Annotated in this window: 18 protein-coding genes and 2 pseudogenes; 4 read left to right on the top strand and 16 right to left on the bottom strand. The window is 70.1% G+C overall.

Features of this window, described 5'->3' with window-relative positions:
* Window positions 1–231: 231 nt before the first annotated feature.
* A pseudogene (locus EAO75_RS07890) lies at window positions 232–1,236 on the bottom strand (class I SAM-dependent RNA methyltransferase); the annotation flags it as partial.
* Between the two features lie 156 nt (window positions 1,237–1,392).
* Entirely contained in the window at window positions 1,393–3,441 is a 2,049-nt protein-coding gene (locus EAO75_RS07885) for an APC family permease (RefSeq protein ID WP_147994221.1), read from the bottom strand.
* A 503-nt stretch (window positions 3,442–3,944) separates the two neighbouring features.
* Here EAO75_RS07885 and EAO75_RS07880 point away from each other — a divergent pair.
* Together EAO75_RS07880 and EAO75_RS07875 are read left to right on the top strand one after the other, a co-directional pair.
* The gene (locus tag EAO75_RS07880; RefSeq protein WP_147994220.1) at window positions 3,945–4,616 is read left to right on the top strand and encodes a potassium channel family protein; all 672 of its coding nucleotides are present in this window, start codon (window positions 3,945–3,947) and stop codon (window positions 4,614–4,616) included.
* On the top strand, window positions 4,616–5,293 hold the full coding sequence (locus EAO75_RS07875; RefSeq protein WP_147994219.1) for a potassium channel family protein: 678 nt from the start codon (window positions 4,616–4,618) through the stop codon (window positions 5,291–5,293). The genes EAO75_RS07880 and EAO75_RS07875 overlap by 1 nt, the downstream gene beginning before the upstream one ends.
* Window positions 5,294–5,388: 95 nt before the next feature.
* On the opposite strand, the gene EAO75_RS07870 is transcribed toward EAO75_RS07875, so the two are convergent.
* The 8 genes from EAO75_RS07870 to EAO75_RS07835 all read right to left on the bottom strand — a co-directional run bounded on the left by EAO75_RS07870 (window position 5,389) and on the right by EAO75_RS07835 (window position 13,360).
* Window positions 5,389–6,120, bottom strand: coding sequence for a DUF3159 domain-containing protein (locus EAO75_RS07870; RefSeq protein WP_147994218.1), 732 nt, complete (start codon window positions 6,118–6,120; stop codon window positions 5,389–5,391).
* Between the two features lie 3 nt (window positions 6,121–6,123).
* The gene (locus tag EAO75_RS07865) at window positions 6,124–6,522 is read right to left on the bottom strand and encodes an OB-fold nucleic acid binding domain-containing protein (RefSeq protein WP_147994217.1); all 399 of its coding nucleotides are present in this window, start codon (window positions 6,520–6,522) and stop codon (window positions 6,124–6,126) included.
* A gap of 77 nt (window positions 6,523–6,599) precedes the next feature.
* A complete protein-coding gene (locus EAO75_RS07860) occupies window positions 6,600–7,283 on the bottom strand; it encodes a response regulator (RefSeq protein ID WP_147994216.1) in 684 nt (227 codons plus the stop codon).
* On the bottom strand, window positions 7,280–9,886 hold the full coding sequence (locus tag EAO75_RS07855; RefSeq protein WP_147994215.1) for a sensor histidine kinase: 2,607 nt from the start codon (window positions 9,884–9,886) through the stop codon (window positions 7,280–7,282). Before EAO75_RS07855 ends, EAO75_RS07860 begins: the two co-directional genes overlap by 4 nt.
* Before the next feature lie 148 nt (window positions 9,887–10,034).
* Complete coding sequence (locus EAO75_RS07850; protein WP_147994214.1) at window positions 10,035–11,249, bottom strand: alginate lyase family protein; 1,215 nt, start codon at window positions 11,247–11,249, stop codon at window positions 10,035–10,037.
* Window positions 11,250–11,461: 212 nt separating this feature from the next.
* Window positions 11,462–12,220, bottom strand: coding sequence for a DUF3710 domain-containing protein (locus tag EAO75_RS07845; protein ID WP_147994213.1), 759 nt, complete (start codon window positions 12,218–12,220; stop codon window positions 11,462–11,464).
* A 1-nt stretch (window position 12,221) separates the two neighbouring features.
* Entirely contained in the window at window positions 12,222–12,782 is a 561-nt protein-coding gene (dut, locus tag EAO75_RS07840) for a dUTP diphosphatase (RefSeq protein WP_147994212.1), read from the bottom strand.
* Window positions 12,779–13,360 carry a PaaI family thioesterase gene (locus EAO75_RS07835; RefSeq protein ID WP_410092208.1) on the bottom strand — a complete coding sequence of 194 codons (582 nt, stop codon included), beginning with the start codon at window positions 13,358–13,360 and terminating at the stop codon, window positions 12,779–12,781. The genes dut and EAO75_RS07835 overlap by 4 nt, the downstream gene beginning before the upstream one ends.
* Between EAO75_RS07835 and EAO75_RS48505 the strand changes: the two are divergent.
* Window positions 13,284–13,502: pseudogene (locus EAO75_RS48505) on the top strand (dUTP diphosphatase); the annotation flags it as partial. The gene EAO75_RS07835 and the pseudogene EAO75_RS48505 sit on opposite strands and share 77 nt — an antisense overlap.
* A 110-nt stretch (window positions 13,503–13,612) precedes the next feature.
* Here EAO75_RS48505 and EAO75_RS07825 read toward each other — a convergent pair.
* The 4 genes from EAO75_RS07825 to EAO75_RS07810 form a co-directional block, all read right to left on the bottom strand.
* Complete coding sequence (locus tag EAO75_RS07825) at window positions 13,613–14,536, bottom strand: hypothetical protein (RefSeq protein WP_147994210.1); 924 nt, start codon at window positions 14,534–14,536, stop codon at window positions 13,613–13,615.
* A gap of 13 nt (window positions 14,537–14,549) precedes the next feature.
* Window positions 14,550–14,846 carry a DUF4193 domain-containing protein gene (locus EAO75_RS07820; RefSeq protein ID WP_005481602.1) on the bottom strand — a complete coding sequence of 99 codons (297 nt, stop codon included), beginning with the start codon at window positions 14,844–14,846 and terminating at the stop codon, window positions 14,550–14,552.
* A gap of 405 nt (window positions 14,847–15,251) precedes the next feature.
* Complete coding sequence (locus EAO75_RS07815) at window positions 15,252–16,499, bottom strand: sensor histidine kinase (RefSeq protein ID WP_147994209.1); 1,248 nt, start codon at window positions 16,497–16,499, stop codon at window positions 15,252–15,254.
* A gap of 6 nt (window positions 16,500–16,505) precedes the next feature.
* On the bottom strand, window positions 16,506–17,159 hold the full coding sequence (locus EAO75_RS07810; protein WP_007385219.1) for a response regulator transcription factor: 654 nt from the start codon (window positions 17,157–17,159) through the stop codon (window positions 16,506–16,508).
* A 415-nt stretch (window positions 17,160–17,574) separates the two neighbouring features.
* Between EAO75_RS07810 and EAO75_RS45635 the strand changes: the two genes are divergently transcribed.
* Window positions 17,575–17,748: a hypothetical protein gene (locus EAO75_RS45635; RefSeq protein ID WP_187284329.1), complete on the top strand. Its 174-nt coding sequence runs from the start codon at window positions 17,575–17,577 to the stop codon at window positions 17,746–17,748.
* Window positions 17,749–17,855: 107 nt separating this feature from the next.
* Here EAO75_RS45635 and EAO75_RS07805 read toward each other — a convergent pair whose 3' ends face one another.
* Both EAO75_RS07805 and EAO75_RS07800 read right to left on the bottom strand, forming a co-directional pair.
* Window positions 17,856–18,671 (bottom strand): inositol monophosphatase family protein, encoded by an 816-nt coding sequence (locus tag EAO75_RS07805; protein WP_147994208.1) that lies wholly within the window; start codon window positions 18,669–18,671, stop codon window positions 17,856–17,858.
* 8 nt (window positions 18,672–18,679) lie between these two features.
* Complete coding sequence (locus tag EAO75_RS07800) at window positions 18,680–19,807, bottom strand: ferrochelatase (protein WP_147994207.1); 1,128 nt, start codon at window positions 19,805–19,807, stop codon at window positions 18,680–18,682.
* Window positions 19,808–19,961: the final 154 nt, after the last annotated feature.

Raw genomic sequence — 19,961 nt, 5'->3', positions numbered from 1 at the left:
CCCGATCTGGCGCACCTTGGGACCGAGGTGACCCGGTTCCTTCAACTGCCGGGAGTCGACCAACTGCCGGGAGTCGACAGGACGGCCACACCCGAGACCGCCGCGCCCACGCCGGACCTGGCGATACGGGAGCACCGAACGGCGCTGCTGCGCCGGCTCAACTCCTGAGGGGTGCCGCATCCGTTACCCCCGGAACGGCGATACGGACCTGTTCGACGCCGGAATCCGTGACTGGGCGGCGCGCTTGCCGGACTCGATGCCGAGGACCGCGCCCTTGTCGCCGAGCCGGTCGGCCAGCGCGCCCGCGAAGAGGCCCACGCCGCAGTACAGGTCCAGCGCCATCTCGCCCTTGCGCGGCAGCAGGCCCTGCATGACCGCCGTCACCAGGGTGTCCGCGGCCTTCGGGTGGACCTGCCAGAAGCCGCCGCTGCCGACCCGGTGGGTACGGCCGTCCGCGCGCTCGCGGACGAAGGGGCGGCCGTGGACACGGTGGGTGCCGCCGTCCTTCTCGCCGACCCGCATCACCGACACCGGCCGGTCCAGCTCCACCATCGGAAGCCTCGCGCCGGGCCGCGGCGTCAGGATCACCTGCCGGTCCTGCGACCCCGTCGCCGCGATCGCCTCGACCGACGCCATGCCCGTCCAGTCCCGCTTCTCGATGCCCAGCTCGCTGACACCCTCGGCGGCGATCATGCAGTGGTCGATCGGCTCCACGTCGTGCGAGCGGTGCCGGCGCAGACCGGCGTGGCCGTCGGCGTCGACCGCGTACTGCACGCGCGTCCGCCACTGCGGCACCTGCCCCGCGGGCAGCTTGTCGCCCTCGGCCGGCATCACCGTGCCGTCCCAGCCGACGTCCTCCGGCGTCAGTCCCGCGAGCCGCTGCAGCTGCTCGACGATGACCTCACCCTTCATCCGGCGCTGTGCCCCCGGCTTGGCGTGCTGCCAGTCGCAGCCGCCGCAGCGGCCGGGGCCGGCGAAGGGGCAGGGGGCTTCGATGCGGTCCTTGGAGGCCGTCAGGATCTCGACGGCGTCCGCGCGCAGGAAGCGGTCGCCCTCCTCGCCCTCGGTCACCCGGGCCACGACCCGCTCACCGGGCAGCGTGTGCCGTACGAACAGCACCTGGCCGGCGTCGGTGCGGGCGATGCAGTGCCCGCCGTGGGCGACGGGGCCGATCTCGACCTCGTACTCCTCCCCCACGAGCGACCCCGCCTGCGATTTGTTCGGTTCTGCCTGCATGGCGGGGGGACTCCAGATCGAGACGGGGGGTACGGCCCTGCGCAACGGTCTTGGGAGGGCCTGACAACAGCCCACCAGTCTACGTGCTCACGGCCCCCGTCACTTCCGGCTAGGTGCTCAGCGCCCCGTCACTTCCTGCCATGTGCTCAGCGCCCGTCACTTCCGGGCTTCGGGCTCCTTCGCCCGCTCCTGGGCCGGCCCCCGCCGCACCGCACCGGGGGCGTTCCACTCCTGGCGCTTGCGGGCGCGGACCTTCGCCACCTCGGAGGACTGGAGCTGGTACGGCACCGAGGTGACCATGATGCCCGGCGTGAACAGCAGCCGGCCCTTCAGCCGCAGCGCGCTCTGGTTGTGCAGCAGATGCTCGTACCAGTGCCCGACCACGTACTCGGGGATGATCACGGACACCGCGTCGCGCGGCGACTCCTTGCGCAGCCCCTTCACGTACTCGATGATCGGCCGCGTGATCTCGCGGTAGGGCGAGTCGAGCACCTTCAGCGGTACGTCGATCCCGCGCCGCTCCCACTCCTCGCGCAGCGCCTTGGTCTCCGCCGGGTCGACGTTGACGCTGAGCGCCTCCAAGGTGTCCGAGCGCAGCAGCTTGGCGTAGGCCAGGGCGCGCAGCGCGGGACGGTGGATCTTGGAGACCAGGACGACGGAGTGCACGCGCGACGGCCGCACGCTGTCGTCGCTCGGGCCCTCGGGGGCGGCGAGTTCCTCGAAGACGTGGTCGTAGTGGCGGCGGATCGCCGTCATCGTGACGTAGAAGATCACCATGCCCAGCAGCGCGACCCACGCGCCGTGCGTGAACTTGGTGACGAGCACGACGACCAGGACCAGGCCCGTGAAGAAGGCGCCGAAGGTGTTGATCGCGCGGGAGCGGATCATGTGGCGGCGCTTGGCCTGGTCCTTCTCCGTCGCCAGGAGGCGGTTCCAGTGCCGGACCATGCCGATCTGGCTGAGCGTGAAGGACACGAACACGCCGACGATGTACAGCTGGATCAGGCGCGTGGAGTCGGCGCCGTAGATCCACACCAGGAGAGTTGCCGCGCCGGCCAGCAGCACGATGCCGTTGGAGAAGGCGAGCCGGTCGCCGCGGGTGTGCAGCTGGCGCGGCAGATAGCGGTCCTGGGCGAGGATCGAGCCGAGCACCGGGAAGCCGTTGTAGGCGGTGTTGGCGGCCAGGAACAGCACCAGCGCGGTGGCCGCCGCGAGCACGATGAAGAAGAAGCTGCCCTTGCCGAAGACGGCCTCGGCGACCTGGGTGATCACTGGGTTCTGGACGTAGCCCGAGCCGACCGCGACACCGTCCTTGAGGAGGTCCACGGCCGGGTTCTCGGCCATGCGGACCTTGGTCGCCATGGCGAGCCCGATGATGCCGCAGAACATGGTGACGGCCAGCAGGCCCATCGCCGCGAGCGTGGTCGCGGCGTTCTTCGACTTGGGCTTGCGGAAGGCCGGGACGCCGTTGGAGATCGCCTCGACYCCGGTGAGSGCGGCGCAGCCGGAGGAGAAGGCGCGCAGSAGCAGGAAGATSAGCGCGAAGCCGGCGAGGCCCTCGTGCTCGGCCTTGATCTCGTACGACGCCGTGGGTGCCCGCATGGTGTCGTCGAGGACCAGCCCGCGGAACGCGCCCCAGGCGATCATGATGAAGACGCCCGCGACGAAGACGTAGGTCGGGATCGCGAAGAGGTTGCCGGACTCCTTGACGCCGCGCAGGTTCATCAGCGTCAGCAACAGGATCACCGCGGCCGCGCACTCGACCTTGTGCTCGACGACGAACGGGATCGCGGAGCCGAGGTTCTCGATGCCGGAGGAGATCGAGACGGCGACGGTCAGGACGTAGTCGACCAGCAGGGCGCTGGCGACGGTCAGGCCCGCCTTGGGGCCGAGGTTGGTGGTCGCCACCTCGTAGTCGCCGCCGCCGCTCGGGTAGGCGTGCACGTTCTGCCGGTAGGAGGCGACCACGGTGAACATCAGCACGACGACCGCGACCGCGATCCAGGGGCTGAAGTGGTACGCCGACACGCCCGCGATGGAGAGGACCAGCAGCACTTCTCCGGGCGCGTACGCCACGGAGGACAGCGGGTCGGAGGCGAAGACGGGCAGCGCGATGCGCTTCGGCAGGAGCGTTTCCGCCAGCCGATCACTGCGCAGTGCGCGCCCGATCAGAATCCGCTTGGGCACGTCGGTCAGTTTGGACACAACAGAGAATCGTAGGCCCCCTGCCTGGTACGGAGCACATCCGGGTGAAATCGCGCACGGCGCGGGGGTGAATTCCGCCCCGCTCCCGCGCCGGGCACGGGGCCGGACAGCGTCCTCATGCCTCCATGACCTGCGTCGGTACGCTCATCACAGCCGGGAGACCCCATGTCGCAGACGACCGCTCAGCTCGTCGGAGCCCTCGTCTCGCTCGCCGGACTCGGCGTCCTGGCACTCGCCAGCGTCCGCAGCTTCAACCGTCGTTGAGGAGCCTCGGCCGCCGTTGAGGGCTCTTACTGAGGGCGACGGGCCGAAGGTTACGGTGGACCGAGGCACACGCGAGTCCACGATCCGTACCGCGAGGGATCATTCCGGCCATGGCCCGGCATGATGTTGCCCAGCGGTCCGCGACCGGCCCGCGCCTGATGCCCGGCGAACCGAGAGAAGGTTATGAGCACCACGTTCACGCAAGTCAGACGCCTCACGAGGAGTGCGGGGTAAGCGCCGTGCACATCGTCATCATGGGTTGCGGAAGGGTGGGCTCCGCTCTGGCCCAGACCCTGGAGCAACAAGGGCACACGGTCGCGGTGATCGACCAGGACCCCACCGCGTTCCGCCGGCTGGGCCCCGGGTTCGGCGGCCGCCGTGTCACCGGCGTCGGCTTCGACCAGGACACCCTGCGCGAGGCCGGCATCGAGGAGGCGGGCGCCTTCGCGGCGGTCTCCAGCGGCGACAACTCCAACATCATCTCCGCACGGGTGGCCCGCGAGATGTTCGGCGTGGAGAACGTCGCGGCCCGTATCTACGACCCCCGCCGCGCCGAGGTCTACCAGCGTCTGGGCATCCCCACCGTGGCCACGGTCCGCTGGACGGCCGACCAGATGCTGCGCCGTCTGCTGCCCTCGGGCGCGGAGCCGCTGTGGCGGGATCCCACCGGCGGCGTCCAGCTCGCCGAGGTGCACACGTCCAGCGAGTGGGTGGGCCACAAGATCAGCCGGCTCCAGGAGGAGACGGGCGTCCGGGTGGCGTTCCTGACCCGGCTCGGCGAGGCGATCCTGCCCAGCTCGCAGACGGTGTTGCAGGAGGGTGACCTGGTGCACGTCATGATGCGCACCGACGAGGTCGACAAGGTCGAGGCGTCCTTCGCCAAGGGTCCCGAAGAGGAGGGCGGTCACTGATGAGGGTCGCCATTGCCGGTGCCGGTGCGGTGGGCCGCTCCATCGCGGGCGAACTGCTGGAGAACGGCCACGAGATCCTGCTGATCGACAAGGCACCGACCGCCATCTCGGTCGAGCGGGTCCCGCAGGCGGAGTGGCTGCTGGCCGACGCGTGCGAGATCACGTCGCTGGACGAGGCGGCGCTCCAGCGCTGCAACGTGGTGATCGCGGCCACGGGTGACGACAAGGTGAACCTGGTCGTGTCCCTGCTCGCGAAGACGGAGTACGGCGTTCCGCGCGTCGTCGCCCGCGTCAACAACCCCAAGAACGAGTGGCTCTTCAACGAGTCCTGGGGCGTGGACGTGGCCGTCTCCACCCCGCGCCTGATGTCGGCACTGGTCGAGGAGGCCGTCTCGGTCGGCGACCTGGTCCGGCTCCTGCGCTTCAGCCACGGCGACGCCAACCTCGTCGAACTGACCCTCCCGGAGGAGTCGGCCCTGGCCGGCACCCAGGTCGGCGACGTCGAGTGGCCGCAGGACACGTCCCTGGTCACCATCATCCGCGGCACCCGCGTCCTCACCCCGTCCCGCGAGGACTCCCTTGAGGCGGGCGACGAGCTCCTCTTCGTGGCCGCGCAGGCCCGTGAGGAACAGCTGGAGGACCTGCTCTCGGTCCGCCGCGAGGACACAGCGGGCTAGCCGCTTCGCTTGATACGACGGGAACGGCGCCCCTGATACGACGGGAAGGGCGCCCCGAAATTCGGGGCGCCCTTCCTTGCCGACAGGCCCAGTACCTACTCGGCCTGGCCGGCGGCAGCCTTGCGCTCCTCCTCGGCCTTCTCGGCCGCCTCCATCTCCGCGAACACGTCGATCGGCGCGGGAGCCTTCGCCAGGAACACCCAGGTCAGCCACACGGCCAGCAGGAACGGCGGGATCTTCAGGGCGACGAGCACCCATCCCAGCTGGGCCGTGTCGGCCCACCAGTACAGCGGGAAGAGGATCGCGCACTTGGCGAGCAGGATCAGACCCCAGGCCCAACTGGCCTTCGCGTACGCCTTCTTGCGGCCGGGGTTGCGGGTGCGCCAGGAGAGGTTCTCCTTGAACACCGGGCCGAGGATCAGGCCGATCAGCGGCACACCGCACAGGGTCGTGATGATGTAGGCGAGACCCAGCCCCAGCGTGTAGAGCATGCCGGGCAGATAGAAGTCCTTCGCGTTGCCCGTCATCATCGCGAACACGACACCGAAGGCGACACCGAAGACACCGCTGAACGCGTGCTTGACGGTGTCCCGCATCGCCAGGCGCACCACCACGAGCACCAAGGACACCGCGAGGGCCGCGATGGCCGACATGTGCAGGTCCTTGTTGATCGTGAAGATGGTGACGAACAGAAGGCCGGGCAGCACCGTCTCGACCATGCCGCGCATGCCGCCGAAGGCCTCGAACAGCGCGGCCTCGGTCACCGCCCGGGCATCCTGCTCGGCTTCTGCGGTGGTGTCTTCGGTCGGCTTGTCGAGCGACGTCACCGGCTACTCCCGTCCGAGGGGTCTCAGTTCGTATTTCGGGTTGAAAAGCACACGGCGGCCCCGGCTCATGGAGACCCGGCCGGATGCGATCAGCCGGCGCCCGGGCTCTATGCCCACTATGGAGCGCCTGCCGAGCCACACCACGTCCAGGGCGGCGGAGCCGTCGAACAGCTCGGCCTCCAGGGCCGGGACTCCCGCACGCGGTCGAAGCGTGACCGTGCGCAAGGTACCAGTAACCGTCACGATCTGACGGTCATGGCAGTCACCGATCTTGATGCAGCCGGTGGTCTCGGCGTCCTCCCGCAGCTCCTCGGACTCCAGGTCCTCCTGCGACGAGGAGAGCCGGTCGAGCATGCGCCGGAACCGGCCCACCGACTTTTCGGAACGAGGAACAGCACTCATGTCTTGAAGCCTACCGGGGTGCACCGACACCTACGTACCCCTGGTACCACCGCCCGAACCGACCTGCCGTGACCGGCTCATTTCTCGAACCGGTAGCCCATCCCCGGCTCCGTGATGAAGTGCTTCGGATGCGACGGGTCCGCCTCGAGCTTTCGGCGCAGCTGGGCCATGTACACCCGCAGGTAGTTCGTCTCCGTCCCGTACGACGGCCCCCACACCTCCTGCAGCAGCTGCTTCTGGCTGACCAGACGGCCCGTGTTGCGGACCAGCACCTCCAGCAGATGCCACTCCGTGGGCGTCAGCCGTACGTCGTTCCCGCTCCGGTTGACCTTCTTCGCGGCGAGGTCGACGGTGAACTCCTCGGTCTCCACCATCACCTCGTCCTCGCCGGCCCCGGTGGGCTCGGCGCGGCGGACGGCGGCCCGCAGCCGGGCCAGCAGCTCGTCCATGCCGAAGGGCTTGGTGACGTAGTCGTCGGCGCCCGCGTCGAGCGCCTCGACCTTCTCGTCGGAGGAGTGCCGGGCGGACAGCACCAGGATCGGCACCCGGGTCCAGCCGCGCAGTCCCCGGATCACCTCGACGCCGTCCATGTCGGGCAGACCGAGGTCGAGGACGACCACGTCGGGGTGACGGGTGGCGGCGAGTTCGAGGGCGGTGGCCCCGTCGTGGGCCGCGTCGACCTCGTACTTGCGGGCCTTGAGGTTGATCACGAGGGCGCGCACGATCTGCGGCTCGTCGTCGATCACCAGAACCCGGGTCATGTGGTCTGCCTTTCGGGTCGTACGGAGTGAACGGGCTCGTCGGAGCGGGCGGGCCCCGGGGCGTGGGAGGGCTCGGCGGGGCCGGGCGGTTCCCCGGAGCGCGCCCCCGCGGCCCTCAGGGTGAGCACCATGGTGAGGCCTCCGCCGGGTGTGTCCTCGGCGTTGAGGGTGCCGCCCATGGCTTCGGCGAAGCCGCGGGCGACGGCCAGGCCGAGCCCGACTCCGGCGCCGCGCGGGGCGTCGCCGTAGCGCTGGAAGGGCGCGAAGATGCGCTCCTTGGCCTCGTCCGGGACGCCTGGGCCGCGGTCGACCACCCGGACCTCCACCCGGTCGGCGATGGCGCTGGCGGCCACCAGGACCCTGTCGTCGTCCGGGCTGTACTTGACGGCGTTCTCGACGAGGTTGGCCACCGACCGCTCCAGCAACCCGGGGTCCACGGCGACCATCGGCAGGGTCTCCGGGATGTCCAGCTCCACGCTGCCCTCCGGCACCCCGCCGAGCGCCATCGGCACCACCTCGTCGAGGTCGATCTCGCGGATCAGCGGCGTGACCGTGCCGGTCTGGAGCCGGGACATGTCGAGCAGGTTCCCGACCAGGTGGTCGAGCCGGTCGGCGCCCTCCTCGATGCCCTCCAGCAGCTCGGCCTCGTCCTCCTCGGACCAGGCCACGTCGTCGGAGCGCAGTGAAGAGACGGCCGCCTTGATGCCCGCGAGGGGCGTGCGCAGGTCGTGGCTGACGGCCGCCAGCAGCGCCGTGCGGATGCGGTTGCCCTCGGCCAGCTCCTTGGCCTGGTCGGCCTCCCGCTGGAGGCGCTGGCGGTCCAGGACGACCGCGGCCTGGGCGGCGAAGGCGGCGAGGACCCGGCGGTCCTCGGCGGGCAGCACCCGGCCGGTCAGCGCGAGCGCCATGTGGTCGCCGACGGGGACGTCGACGTCCGCGTCCTCGGGTCGAGCCGGTGCCGATCCCACGCCCACGCTGCCGGCGCAGGTCCACGGGTCGACGTCGCTCTCCCGCTCCAGCAGGGCCGCCGACTCCATGCCGAAGGTCTCGCGGACGCGCTCCAGCAGCTCTTCCAAGCCGGTCTCGCCGCGCAGCACGTTCCCGGCGAGGAAGGACAGGATCTCCGACTCGGCGCGCAGCCGGGCCGCCTGGTGGGTGCGCCGGGCCGCCAGGTCGACCACGGAGGCCACCGACACCGCCACGAAGACGAAGATCACCAGCGCGAGCAGGTTCTTCGGGTCGGCGATCGTGATGCGGTGCACCGGTGGTGTGAAGAACCAGTTCAGCAGCAGGGAGCAGACCGCCGCCGAGGCGAGGGCGGGATAGAGCCCGCCGAGCAGGGCCGACGCCACCGTCAGGGTCAGGAACAACAGCATGTCGTTCGCGAGCCCCAGGTCGGCGTCGACGTGGGTCAGCAGCAGCGTGAGCAGCGCCGGACCGCCGACGCCGACGAGCCAGCCCGCGAGGATCCGGGGCCGGCCGAGGCGCGCTCCCCGGGCCACGGGCAGTCCGCGCCCCTTGGCGGCCTCCTCGTGCGTGACGATGTGCACGTCGAGGTCGGGGCCCGACTCCCGGGCCACGGTGACGCCCACGCCCGGTCCGAAGACGTACTGCCAGCTCTTGCGGCGCGAGGAGCCGAGCACTATCTGGGTGGCGTTCACGCCGCGCGCGAAGGCCAGCAGCGCCGCCGGGATGTCGTCGCCGACGACGTGGTGGAAGGTGCCGCCGAGGTCCTCGACGAGGGTGCGCTGGACGGCGAGTTCCTTCGGCGAGGCGGACGTCAGCCCGTCGCTGCGGGCGATGTAGACGGCGAGGACCTCACCGCCGGCGCCCTTCTCCGCGAGCCGCGCGGCCCGGCGGATCAGCGTCCGGCCCTCGGGCCCGCCGGTCAGCCCCACGACGATCCGCTCCCGCGAGCCCCAGATCCGCGACACCCGGTGATCGCTGCGGTACTGCTTCAGATACTCGTCGACCCGGTCCGCCACCCACAGCAGCGCGAGCTCGCGCAGGGCGGTCAGATTGCCGGGGCGGAAGTAGTTGGACAGGGCCGCGTCGACCTTGTCCGACGTGTAGATGTTGCCGTGCGCCATACGGCGCCGCAGCGCCTGGGGCGACATGTCGACCAGCTCGATCTGGTCGGCCCGGCGCACCACCTCGTCCGGCACCGTCTCCTGCTGCCGTACGCCGGTGATCGACTCCACGACGTCCCCGAGGGACTCCAGGTGCTGGATGTTGACGGTCGATATGACGTCGATGCCGGCGGCGAGGAGTTCCTCGACGTCCTGCCAGCGCTTGGCGTTGCGCGAGCCGGGGATGTTGGTGTGGGCGAGTTCGTCCACGAGGGCGACCCGTGGGCGCCGGGTCAGGACCGCGTCCACGTCCATCTCGGTGAAGCGGCTCCCCCGGTACTCGAGGTCCTTGCGGCGTATCTGCTCCAGCCCGTGGAGCATCACCTCGGTGCGTGGCCGGTCGTGGTGCTCCACGAAACCGACGACACAGTCGGTGCCCCGCTCGACGCGCCGGTGCGCCTCGGACAGCATCGCGTACGTCTTGCCGACGCCCGGTGCCGCACCGAGGTAGATCCGAAGCTTGCCGCGTCCCATGGTCCCCATTGTGTTCCGGCCACTGTCACCTGCGCAGCCGCCTACGCAGCGTCGACCTTACGGCCAAGAATCGCGACAAAGGGGACCGGCTGTCGCGACGGGGGCGTCTTTGACGCAACTCTGACGCCCCCGCCGCGCATCGCAGGCCTCAGCTGGGGTTGTCGCCGTGAGTGAGGGTCTCCCAGGCCACGAAGAGGTTGTTGCTGCCGGCCGGGCGGCCTCGCTCGGTCAGCGTCTGGGTGTTGCTCATCGCGATGCCGAGGCGGTTGTGCAGCGCGTTGTAGCCGACCTCGGTGACCGGGCCGAGGCCGAGCTTCAGCGAGCCGCCGCACAGCCAGCTCGGGGCGGCCGTACCCAGCTGGTACTTGGCCTGGAACCCGAGCGCCTGCCGCAGCCGCTCGCCGACGTCCGTGCCGTACAGGTCCTGGCCCTGGATCCGGCTGGTCTCCGCGACGTGCGAGATCGCGGAGATGCCGTACCCGGTGTGGGTGAAGTCGCGGCAGGTCTCCTGGGTGAGGCCGGTGACGAAGGTGCCCTGCCCCTGCCAGTAGTTGACGATCTTCTCGCGTGTGTCGAGGTTCTGGCTCGGCACGGTCTTGGGCAGGTCGCCGTCGGAGGACAGATAGACGTAGGCGGCGGTGCGGGTGCGGAACTTCGCCATGGCCTTGTCGTACGACGCCTTGTCCTCCAGGAAGACGGAGATGCCGACGGCGGCCTCCATCATCGACAGCTCCCAGTTGCCGTTGGAGTTCGAGCCGTTGATGATCTTGGGCAGGTAGACGTCGCGGAGCATGGTGGCGAACCGTCCGGAGTTCGCCCAGCTCCCGGTGTACGTGTACTTGATGATCTCGGCGGCCTTCGGCCAGGAGGAGCCGGCCCAGCCCGTCTGCAGGGGCGCGTTGCTGTTGGTGTGGTCCTTGATCACCCCGGACCAGGCGTCCATCAGCTCGATGGCCTTGCGCGCGTAGCGCTCGTCGCGGGTGATGTACCAGGCGAGGGCGTCGGTGTAGGCGGCTATCGCGTCCTCGCGCTCGTCGGTGCAGCCGTAGTTCGGGTTCGAGTACGAGCCGCACTCGACGACGGCACGCGGCTTGGGGGCGCGGTTCAGATCGGCGTACTTGCTCGCCGTCATCTGGTCGAACGCGCCCTTCCACGGCTGGGCGCCGGCGTTGACCTTGGTGCGCACGAAGTCCAGCTGGGACTTGGAGACGGTGACTCCGGGATGGACGAAGGTGGCGGGCGCGGCGTCGGCACGGTCGGCCTGCGGCCGCAACAGCAGGGTGGACACCAGCGCGGTGGTCAGCACCGCGAACAGGGCGGTGCGACGGAATCTGCGGCGGTGACGTGCGGGACCAGGTGACATGTGGGGGCCATCCGTTCTCGTACGTGAACAATGAGCGTCCCTTTGAACACTCGCGATGGCCGCAGACAATAGGTACAGACCAATAGGCCGTCAAGAGGTCGCGCAAGGGGATTCGCGCACGAGGCCGCCGGGATTCCGCACACGAAAGTGGGCCGCACCCCGCTCGGGGGTGCGGCCCACTTTCGTGTCTGACTAGTTCTCTCTGTCGTCCGTTACCGGACCTCGGTGATCTCCGGCCCGCGCTGGAGCTGGCCCATTCCGCCGGAGAAGCGGGATCCCGCCTCCTCCTGCTGCACGCCCTCGGGAACCATCTGGGCGTCGTTGGGCAGCTGCAGGACGATCGGGTCGCGCGGGGCCATCGGACCCTCGCCACGGACCACGACCGTGTCCCGGAAGATCTGCTCGAGCAGACCGGCCGCCTGCGGCTGCACCGCGCCCTGGCCCGAGATCACACCGCGCAGGAACCAGCGGGGACCGTCCACACCCACGAACCGCACGACCTGGAAACCGCCCGTGCCGTCCGGCAGTTGCACCGGCACCTGGGCCCGCAGCTCCCAGCCGAGCGGCCCCTCGACCTCGTCGATGATGCCACCCTGCTGAGTGATGCCCGAGCCGATCTCCTCGCGCACCTCGCCCCAGATGCCCTCGCGCTTGGGCGCGGCGAAGCCCTGGAGCTGGATGGCGCTGTCGCGCAGCACGACCGTCGCCGCGACGATCGCGTCGCCCGCGACCTCCACGCGCAGTTCCATGCCGTCGACGCCCGGCACGAACAGGCCGCCCAGGTCTACCCGGCCCTCGGCGGGGTCACGGACCTCGGCACTGTCCCAGGGCCCGTCGGGCCGCGGTTCCGGTTCGAGCCGTACGCGCTCACGCGTGCCGTCGTCGTCCGCCTCAGAGTCGATGTCGACGACCTGCTCGGGCTCGCCGGCCGCGTCCTCGGCGGCACCCTTCTTGTTGCGACGTCCGAACACGTCACTGTCCTTCCCGGTCGGATACGACCGAAGCGTATCGATTCCCACCCGTAGTGCCGCCATCGGCGGCCTGACCGCTTGTATCGCTTGTGCCGCTTGTGTCGCCCACCGCGGCATGGCCACCCGTGGACCCGAAGCCCCCCTCAGCCCGCGCCGAATCGGGAAGCTCCGCGACCTCCTGGAAGCGAACCCTCTCGACCTGCTGGACGACCAGTTGGGCAATCCGGTCGAAGCGCTCGAACCGCACGGGCTCGTGCGGGTCGAGATTCACCACGATCACCTTGATCTCCCCACGGTACCCGGCATCAACCGTCCCCGGGGCATTCACCAGGGCGACACCGAGACGGGCGGCGAGACCGGAACGCGGGTGCACGAAGGCCGCGTACCCCTCCGGGAGGGCGATCGACACCCCGGTGGGCAGGACGGCCCGCTCACCGGGCTTCAGCTCACGGCTCTCGGTGGTGCGCAGATCGGCTCCCGCGTCGCCGGGGTGCGCGTACGTCGGAAGCGGTACGTCCGGGTCGACGCGCCGGATCAGCACACTCAGGGGGGCACGGCTCACGGGTTCACCTCGAAGGCGCGGGCACGCCGCACCTGGTCGGGGTCGTTCATGGCGGCCCGGATCTCCTCCGGGCGGCCGTTGTCGATGAAGTGGTCGACCTTCACCTCGATGAAGAGGGCGTCGGCGCGGACGGCGACGGGCCCGTCGGGACCGCCGATCCGCCCCGTGGCGGTGGAGTAGATCTTGCGATCCGCCACCGCGGTCACCTCGGCCTCCAGATACAGCACCGTGCCGACCGGAACCGGCCGCACGAAGTCGGTCTCCAGCCGCCCGGTCACGGCGATGGTGCGCAGCAGCCAGTTGAGCGAGCCGAGCGTCTCGTCCAGGGCGCTCGCGAGGACACCGCCGTGCGCGAGCCCGGGGGCGCCCTGGTGGGCGCGCTGCACGGTGAACTCGGCGGTGATGCTCACGCCGTCCCCGGCCCGCGCCTCCAGGTGCAGCCCGTGGGGCTGCTCGCCGCCACAGCCGAAACACTCTCCGTAGTGCGCGCCGAGAAGCTCACCGGGCGCGGGAGCGTCCGGATGTCGCACCACCGAGAGCCGTGAGCTGAAGCCCGGTGAGCGGGCCGTCCTGCCCACCGGGGTGTCGATCGCCCTCCCGGAGGGGTACGCGGCCTTCGTGCCGGGACGCCCGCCGGTCGCCCTCCGGAAGCCCCCGCCGATCGGTCGGCACGGAGCCTCTCGATCGGCCGGCGGAACCGGCTCGATCGGCCATCGCGGGCGTCCCGATCACGGCCTTCACGGGCCCGCATCACGGCGGCTCGTCCCGTGATCGACCTGTGCGACCTGGCCTCTCCCCCGGGCCGCGCCGACGCTTCCAGGGCGCCGCGCTCAGCCGTCTCCGAGTTCCTTGCGCCAGTGGCTTCTCTCGGTGTCGCCCATCGGCAGCGGCCGCGCCGGACGCTCCAGGGCCGGCAGCTCCGCCAACTCCTCCCACGGCACCTGGACCTTGCGCAGGTCCGCGCGGATCCGCGCGGCGAGTCTCTTCGTGTCCCGCCGGTTCATGGCCGCGCCCACGGCGGCGCCCACCAGGAAGGGCATGAGGTTCGGCAGGTTGCGCACCATGCGCTTCATGATCTGCTGACGCAGCTCACGCTTCATCTGCCCGCCGAGCGCGGCGTTGACCGTGGAGGGCTTGACGGGGTCGATGCCCCGTTCCTCGGACCACGAGGACAGATACGCGGTGCTGCGCTCCCGCAGATTGCCGGGCGGGCGTACGCCGTACACCTCGTGCAGCTCGGCGATCAGCTTCAGCTCGATCGCGGCCACACCCGTGATCTCGGCGGCCAGCTCGGTCGGCATCGCCGGCGGCACCGGCAGCATCGCCGCCGCGCCCACTCCGGCACCGACGGTCGAGCTCGCGTTGGCAGCTCCCGCCACCAACTTGTCGGCGAGCTGTTCGGGCCCGAGACCCGGGAAATGCCGGCGCAGTGTCGCGAGGTCGCGTACGGGGATCCGCGGGGCGATCTCGATGATCCGGTCGGTCAGGTACCCGAGCGCCGCTCTGGCGCGGCTGCCGCCCCTACGGACGCCTTCCCTGGCCTTTTCCCGGATGACCGCGGCCCTGCGCCGGGCGATGGGCGCGTGAAACTCGGCCGACGCCGGGAGGTCAGCCCCGGACATCGGTTCGAGCGAGGCTCCCTTGTCGGATGAGCCCCGCTCGTCGTCACGCGCGCCGTAAGGGCCGTCGGACGGCCGTTGGTCCGCTTCCTGCTTCCGGAAGCGGCGCTTCCGAGGAGGGGTCGAGCCAGTCATGCCCGACCCGACCTCAGTCGCAGTCGCGGCAGATCGGCTGACCGTTCTTTTCCCGGGCCAGCTGGCTGCGGTGGTGCACCAGGAAGCAGCTCATGCAGGTGAACTCGTCCTGCTGCTTGGGCAGCACCCGGACGGCCAGCTCCTCATTCGAGAGGTCCGCGCCGGGCAGCTCCAGGCCTTCGGCAGCCTCGAACTCGTCGACGTCCACTGCGGAAGTCGACTTGTCGTTCCGCCTGGCCTTCAGCTCTTCAAGGCTGTCCGAGTCGACGTCGTCGTCGGTCTTGCGTGGGGTGTCGTAATCCGTTGCCATGTCGCTCTCCCCCTCTGGGTGTCTGCGGTGTCTCCAGCGCACGTAACGCGTGAGAGGCCGGACTTGTGCCCGACCCGAGGCGGAGATTTTGCCTCACATCAAGGTCTGTTACTCAATCGACACCCAACCGAACTCCTCAAGAGTGATCGGCTTGGATGGCGAAGCGGACCGTACACGGTCCTAATGCCGCAGTTCAAAGGCGTCTCACCGTGTACTTCCCGTGATCAAGACCCCCGAAAACCCGGATTTTCCCGGCTTTCCGACTGGGCACATGATCACGGAGAGTAGATGGCCAGAAAATCGCCCTTGTGATCGATCACACACGAGACCGCTCGCCGAGTGCCCAGAAAATTCCGCGCAAAGCGAACATCCCTCATGCTGCGGCGTGTGTCGGCGCACATGGTCTCAGACCGGAAGGGTGACTCGCATCACCAGCCCGCCGCCCTCACGCGGCTGAGCCGCAATGTGCCCGCCATGTGCCCGCACCACGGACCGCACGATCGAGAGGCCCAGGCCCACACCCTTGTCACTTCCCGTGCGCTCCGTACGCAGCCGTCTGAACGGTTCGAAGAGGTTGTCGATCTCGTACGCCGGCACCACCGGCCCCGTGTTCGACACGACCAGGACCGCCTGCCCGTGCTGGATCTCGGTGGTGACCTCGACCCAGCCGTCCTCCGGGATGTTGTACCGGACGGCGTTCTGCACCAGGTTCAGGGCGATGCGCTCCAGCAGGACGCCGTTGCCCTGGACCACCGCGGGCTTCTGCTCGCCGCGGATCAGCACGCCCTTGGCGGCCGCCTCGGCGTGCACCTGGTCGACGGCCTGCTCGGCGACCTCGGCGAGGTCGACCGGCTTGCGCTCGACGATCTGGTTGTCGCTGCGGGCGAGCAGCAGCAGGCCCTCCACGAGCTGCTCACTGCGCTCGTTGGTGGCCAGCAGCGTCTTGCCGAGCTGCTGGAGCTCCATCGGCGCGTTCGGGTCGGAGAGGTGCACCTCGAGCAGCGTGCGGTTGATCGCCAACGGCGTCCGCAGCTCGTGCGAGGCGTTGCCGACGAAGCGCTGCTGGGCGGTGAAGGCCCGCTGCAGCCGCTCCAGCATCTCGTCGAAGGTGTCGGCGAGTTCCTTCAGCTCGTCGTCCGGGCCGTCCAGCTCGATACGGCGGGACAGGTCCGAGCCCGCCACCGCGCGGGCCGTCCGGGTGATCCGGCCCAGCGGCGAGAGCACCCGGCCGGCCATGGCGTACCCGAAGGCGAAGGCGATGATCGCGAGGCCGAGGAGGGCGAGCAGGGAACGGCTGAGGAGATCGTCCAGCGCAACGCGGCGCTGGTCGTCGATGCAGGCGCTGATCGCCTCGTTGAACTGGGAGATCGTGAGGCTGCTGTCCTTGATCGCCGGGCAGTTGTCGCTGGTGACCTGGAGCTGGTTGCCGTTCACGATCTTGAACAGCGGTTCGTTGCCCGTGTTGATCGCCTGCGCGGCCAGCAGATAGATGATCGACAGCAGCAGGATGCCGGCGATCAGGAACATGCCGCCGTACAGCAGCGTGAGCCTTATGCGGATCGTCGGGCGCAGCCACGGGAAGGGCGGTTCCTGCCTGCGGGGGTCCCAGGTGGGTTTCGGCGGCGCCTGGGGAGGCGCGGGAGTCGCGGCCATGGCGCGTCAGATCCGGTAGCCGGAACCGGGGACGGTCACGATGACCGGCGGCTCGCCCAGCTTGCGGCGCAGCGTCATGACGGTCACCCGCACCACGTTCGTGAACGGGTCCGTGTTCTCGTCCCAGGCCTTCTCCAGGAGCTGCTCGGCGGAGACGACCGCGCCCTCGCTGCGCATCAGCACCTCAAGCACCGCGAACTCCTTCGGCGCGAGCTGCACCTCCTTGCCGTCCCGGAAGACCTCGCGGCGGTTGGGGTCCAGCTTGATGCCGGCGCGCTCCAGGACGGGCGGCAGCGGGACGCTCGTACGGCGGCCGAGGGCACGCACGCGTGCCGTCAGCTCGCTGAAGGCGAAGGGCTTGGGGAGATAGTCGTCGGCACCGATCTCCAGTCCCTCGACCCGGTCGCTGACGTCGCCGGAGGCCGTGAGCATCAGCACTCGGGTGGGCATGCCCAGTTCGACGATCTTGCGGCAGACGTCGTCGCCGTGCACCAGGGGGAGGTCGCGGTCGAGGACGACCACGTCGTAGTCGTTGACGCCGATGCGCTCCAGGGCGGCCGCACCGTCGTACACGACGTCGACGGCCATGGCCTCCCGGCGCAGTCCGGTGGCCACCGCATCGGCGAGCAGCTGCTCGTCCTCGACGACGAGTACGCGCACGTCGCTTGTCCTTCCTGTGTCCACCCGCGTAGCGCTCATAGGCACGCGGGCAGGGGTTTGTCGGCTGTCCTGGCCTCCATCCTGCCCTTTTCGGCCATAAGTCGGCGGTAAGACGGGTGAGGGGCCCCTGCAGGGCAGGTGTGAGGCCCGGGAATGCGAGATTTTCTCTTCCGGTTGAGGTTTCCGTGGGAGGGACCGCGGGGAGGACGGCATGTACACCCCGCGATCACGCTCTGCTTGTGCCGCTGCACCATGCGGTACGAAGCGATCCGCTTTCCGCAGAGCGGGTGTGGGTGTCCGGCACCGTCGCCGCCCGGCATGGGCAGCGCTGGGCACCTACCGGAGACGTGATCGCCCCTTCCGAATGGCACACCCCCGTGCCACCGACCCACGACCCAGGACGAGGGGGCGCAGCATGGACGCTTTCACCGCAGGACTTCTGCAGCGCATAAAGACGACCGAGTCCGACCTGACGCGGGCTCGTAATGAGGGCGACGACTTCCTCGTCGAGGTGGAGCAGGGCGAGCTCGACGACCTGCGCCGCCTCGCCGCCGAGCATGGTGTGGAAGTCGGCTTGTCCGGCGTCTGATCGACCTTTTCAGTACTACGGCGGGGTCCCGGTGAATCCAGCACCGGGGCCCCGCCTTTTTGTGCTTGTCGTCGCTGTCAGTCGTGCCGGGGTTAGTCGTGCCGGGGTCAGTCGTGCCAGGCGCCGAGGTTCTCCAGGAGCTGCTGGAGGGGCTCGAAGACGCCCGGTGTCGCCGCCACTGTCAGGTCACGGGACGGGCGTTCTCCCGGGCGGCCACCGGTCAGGGCGCCCGCTTCCCGGGCGATGAGGTCGCCCGCTGCGACGTCCCAGGCGTTGAGGCCCCGCTCGTAGTAGCCGTCGAGGCGGCCCGCGGCGAGGTCGCACAGGTCGATCGCGGCCGAGCCGCCGCGGCGGATGTCTCGCAGCAGAGGGATCAGGCGCTGGGCCACGTCGGCCTGGTGGGTGCGGACCTCGGTGACGTAGTTGAAGCCGGTCGAGACCAGCGCCTGGTCGAGGGGGGCCGTGGGGCGGCAGGCCAGCCTGCGTTCGCCGTCCCAGGGGCCGGTCGCCCAGGCGCCCTCGCCTCGGACCGCGTGGTACGTCTCGCCCCGCATGGGGGCCGCCACCACGCCGACCACGCTCTCGCCGTCCTGTTCGGCGGCGATGGAGACGGACCAGGTCGGCAGTCCGTAGAGGTAGTTGACCGTGCCGTCGAGGGGGTCGATCACCCAGCGGACGCCGCTCGTGCCCTCGACGGAGGCGCCCTCCTCGCCGAGGAAGCCGTCGTCGGGGCGCTGCTCGGCGATCAGGGTCGTGATCAGCTTCTCGGCCGCGATGTCCATCTCGGTGACCACGTCGATCGGGCTCGACTTGGTCGCCGCGACCGCCAGGTCGGCCGGGCGGCCGTCGCGCAGGAGTTCGCCGGCGCGACGGGCCGCCTCCTGGGCCAGGGCGAGCAGGTCCGTGTGCAGGGCGTCGGTCACGTGGCTCCTCATGCGTAGGGGCTGTCGGCGCCGGCCGCGGCGGGCCTCGGCGCGCGGGACGGGCAGCAGCCGACCGGGCAGAGGTTGTGGCTCGCGCCGAGCGCGCCGAGGGCGCAGGGCGTGACCTCCTCCGCGCGCTCCACGGCGGCACGCTCCAGGACGAGGTCGCGTACGGCGGCGGCGAAGCGCGGGTCGTCCCCGACGGTGGCCGAACGGCGTATGGGCAGGCCCAGTTCCTCCGCCTTGGCCTTGGCCTCCGTGTCGAGGTCGTAGAGGACCTCCATGTGGTCGGAGACGAAGCCGATGGGGGCGATCACGATCGCGGGGACGCCGGCCGCGTGCCGCTCCTCCAGGTGGTCGCAGATGTCGGGCTCCAGCCAGGGGATGTGCGGGGCGCCGGAGCGGGACTGGTAGACGAGCCGCCAGGGGTGGTCGACGCCGGTGCGCTCACGGACGGCGTCGGCGATCAGCTGCGCGACGTCCAGGTGCTGCTCGACGTACGCGCCGCCGTCGCCGTGGTCCTCGGCTCGGCCCGAGCTGTCGGCGGCCGCGGTCGGGATCGAGTGGGTGGAGAACGCGATGTGGGCGCCACCGCGGGCGTCCTCGGGGAGGTCGGCGAGGGCCTCGACCACGCCGTCGATCATCGGCTCCAGGAAGCCGGGGTGGTTGAAGTAGTGCCGCAGCTTGTCGATCTTTGGCAGCTCCAGGCCCTCGGCGTCGAGGGCGGCCAGCGAGTCGGCGAGGTTCTCGCGGTACTGGCGGCAGCCCGAGTAGGACGCGTAGGCGCTGGTGGCGAGGACCAGGATGCGGCGGCGGCCGTCGGCGACCATCTCGCGCAGCGTGTCCGTCAGGTACGGCGCCCAGTTGCGGTTGCCCCAGTAGATCGGCAGATCCAGACCGTGCTCGGCGAAGTCCTTGCGCAGGGCGTCCAGCAGGGCGCGGTTCTGGTCGTTGATCGGGCTGACACCGCCGAACAGGAAGTAGTGCTCGCCGACTTCCTTGAGGCGCTCGGTGGGGATGCCCCGCCCACGGGTGACGTTCTCCAGGAACGGGATCACGTCGTCCGGGCCCTCGGGGCCGCCGAAGGAGAGCAGGAGCAGGGCGTCGTAGGGGCGGGCATCGCGCGCGTCTGGCATGGATCGATCCTGTCATCCGGTACTGACAGCCGGGAAACGGCGGGGTGTCCACCCGGGTTCCCCGTTCGTCCGGACAGGTGCGTTAGGGTCGCCTAACTCGTAAGCTGTCCCGGCTGTCGACACGCCTTACGAAAGCGGTTCCGCGCCCCACCCG

It is taken from the genome of Streptomyces sp. UW30, from assembly GCF_008042075.1.
Classification (GTDB): domain Bacteria; phylum Actinomycetota; class Actinomycetes; order Streptomycetales; family Streptomycetaceae; genus Streptomyces.
This window is presented reverse-complemented; position numbering and strand designations above follow the sequence as displayed.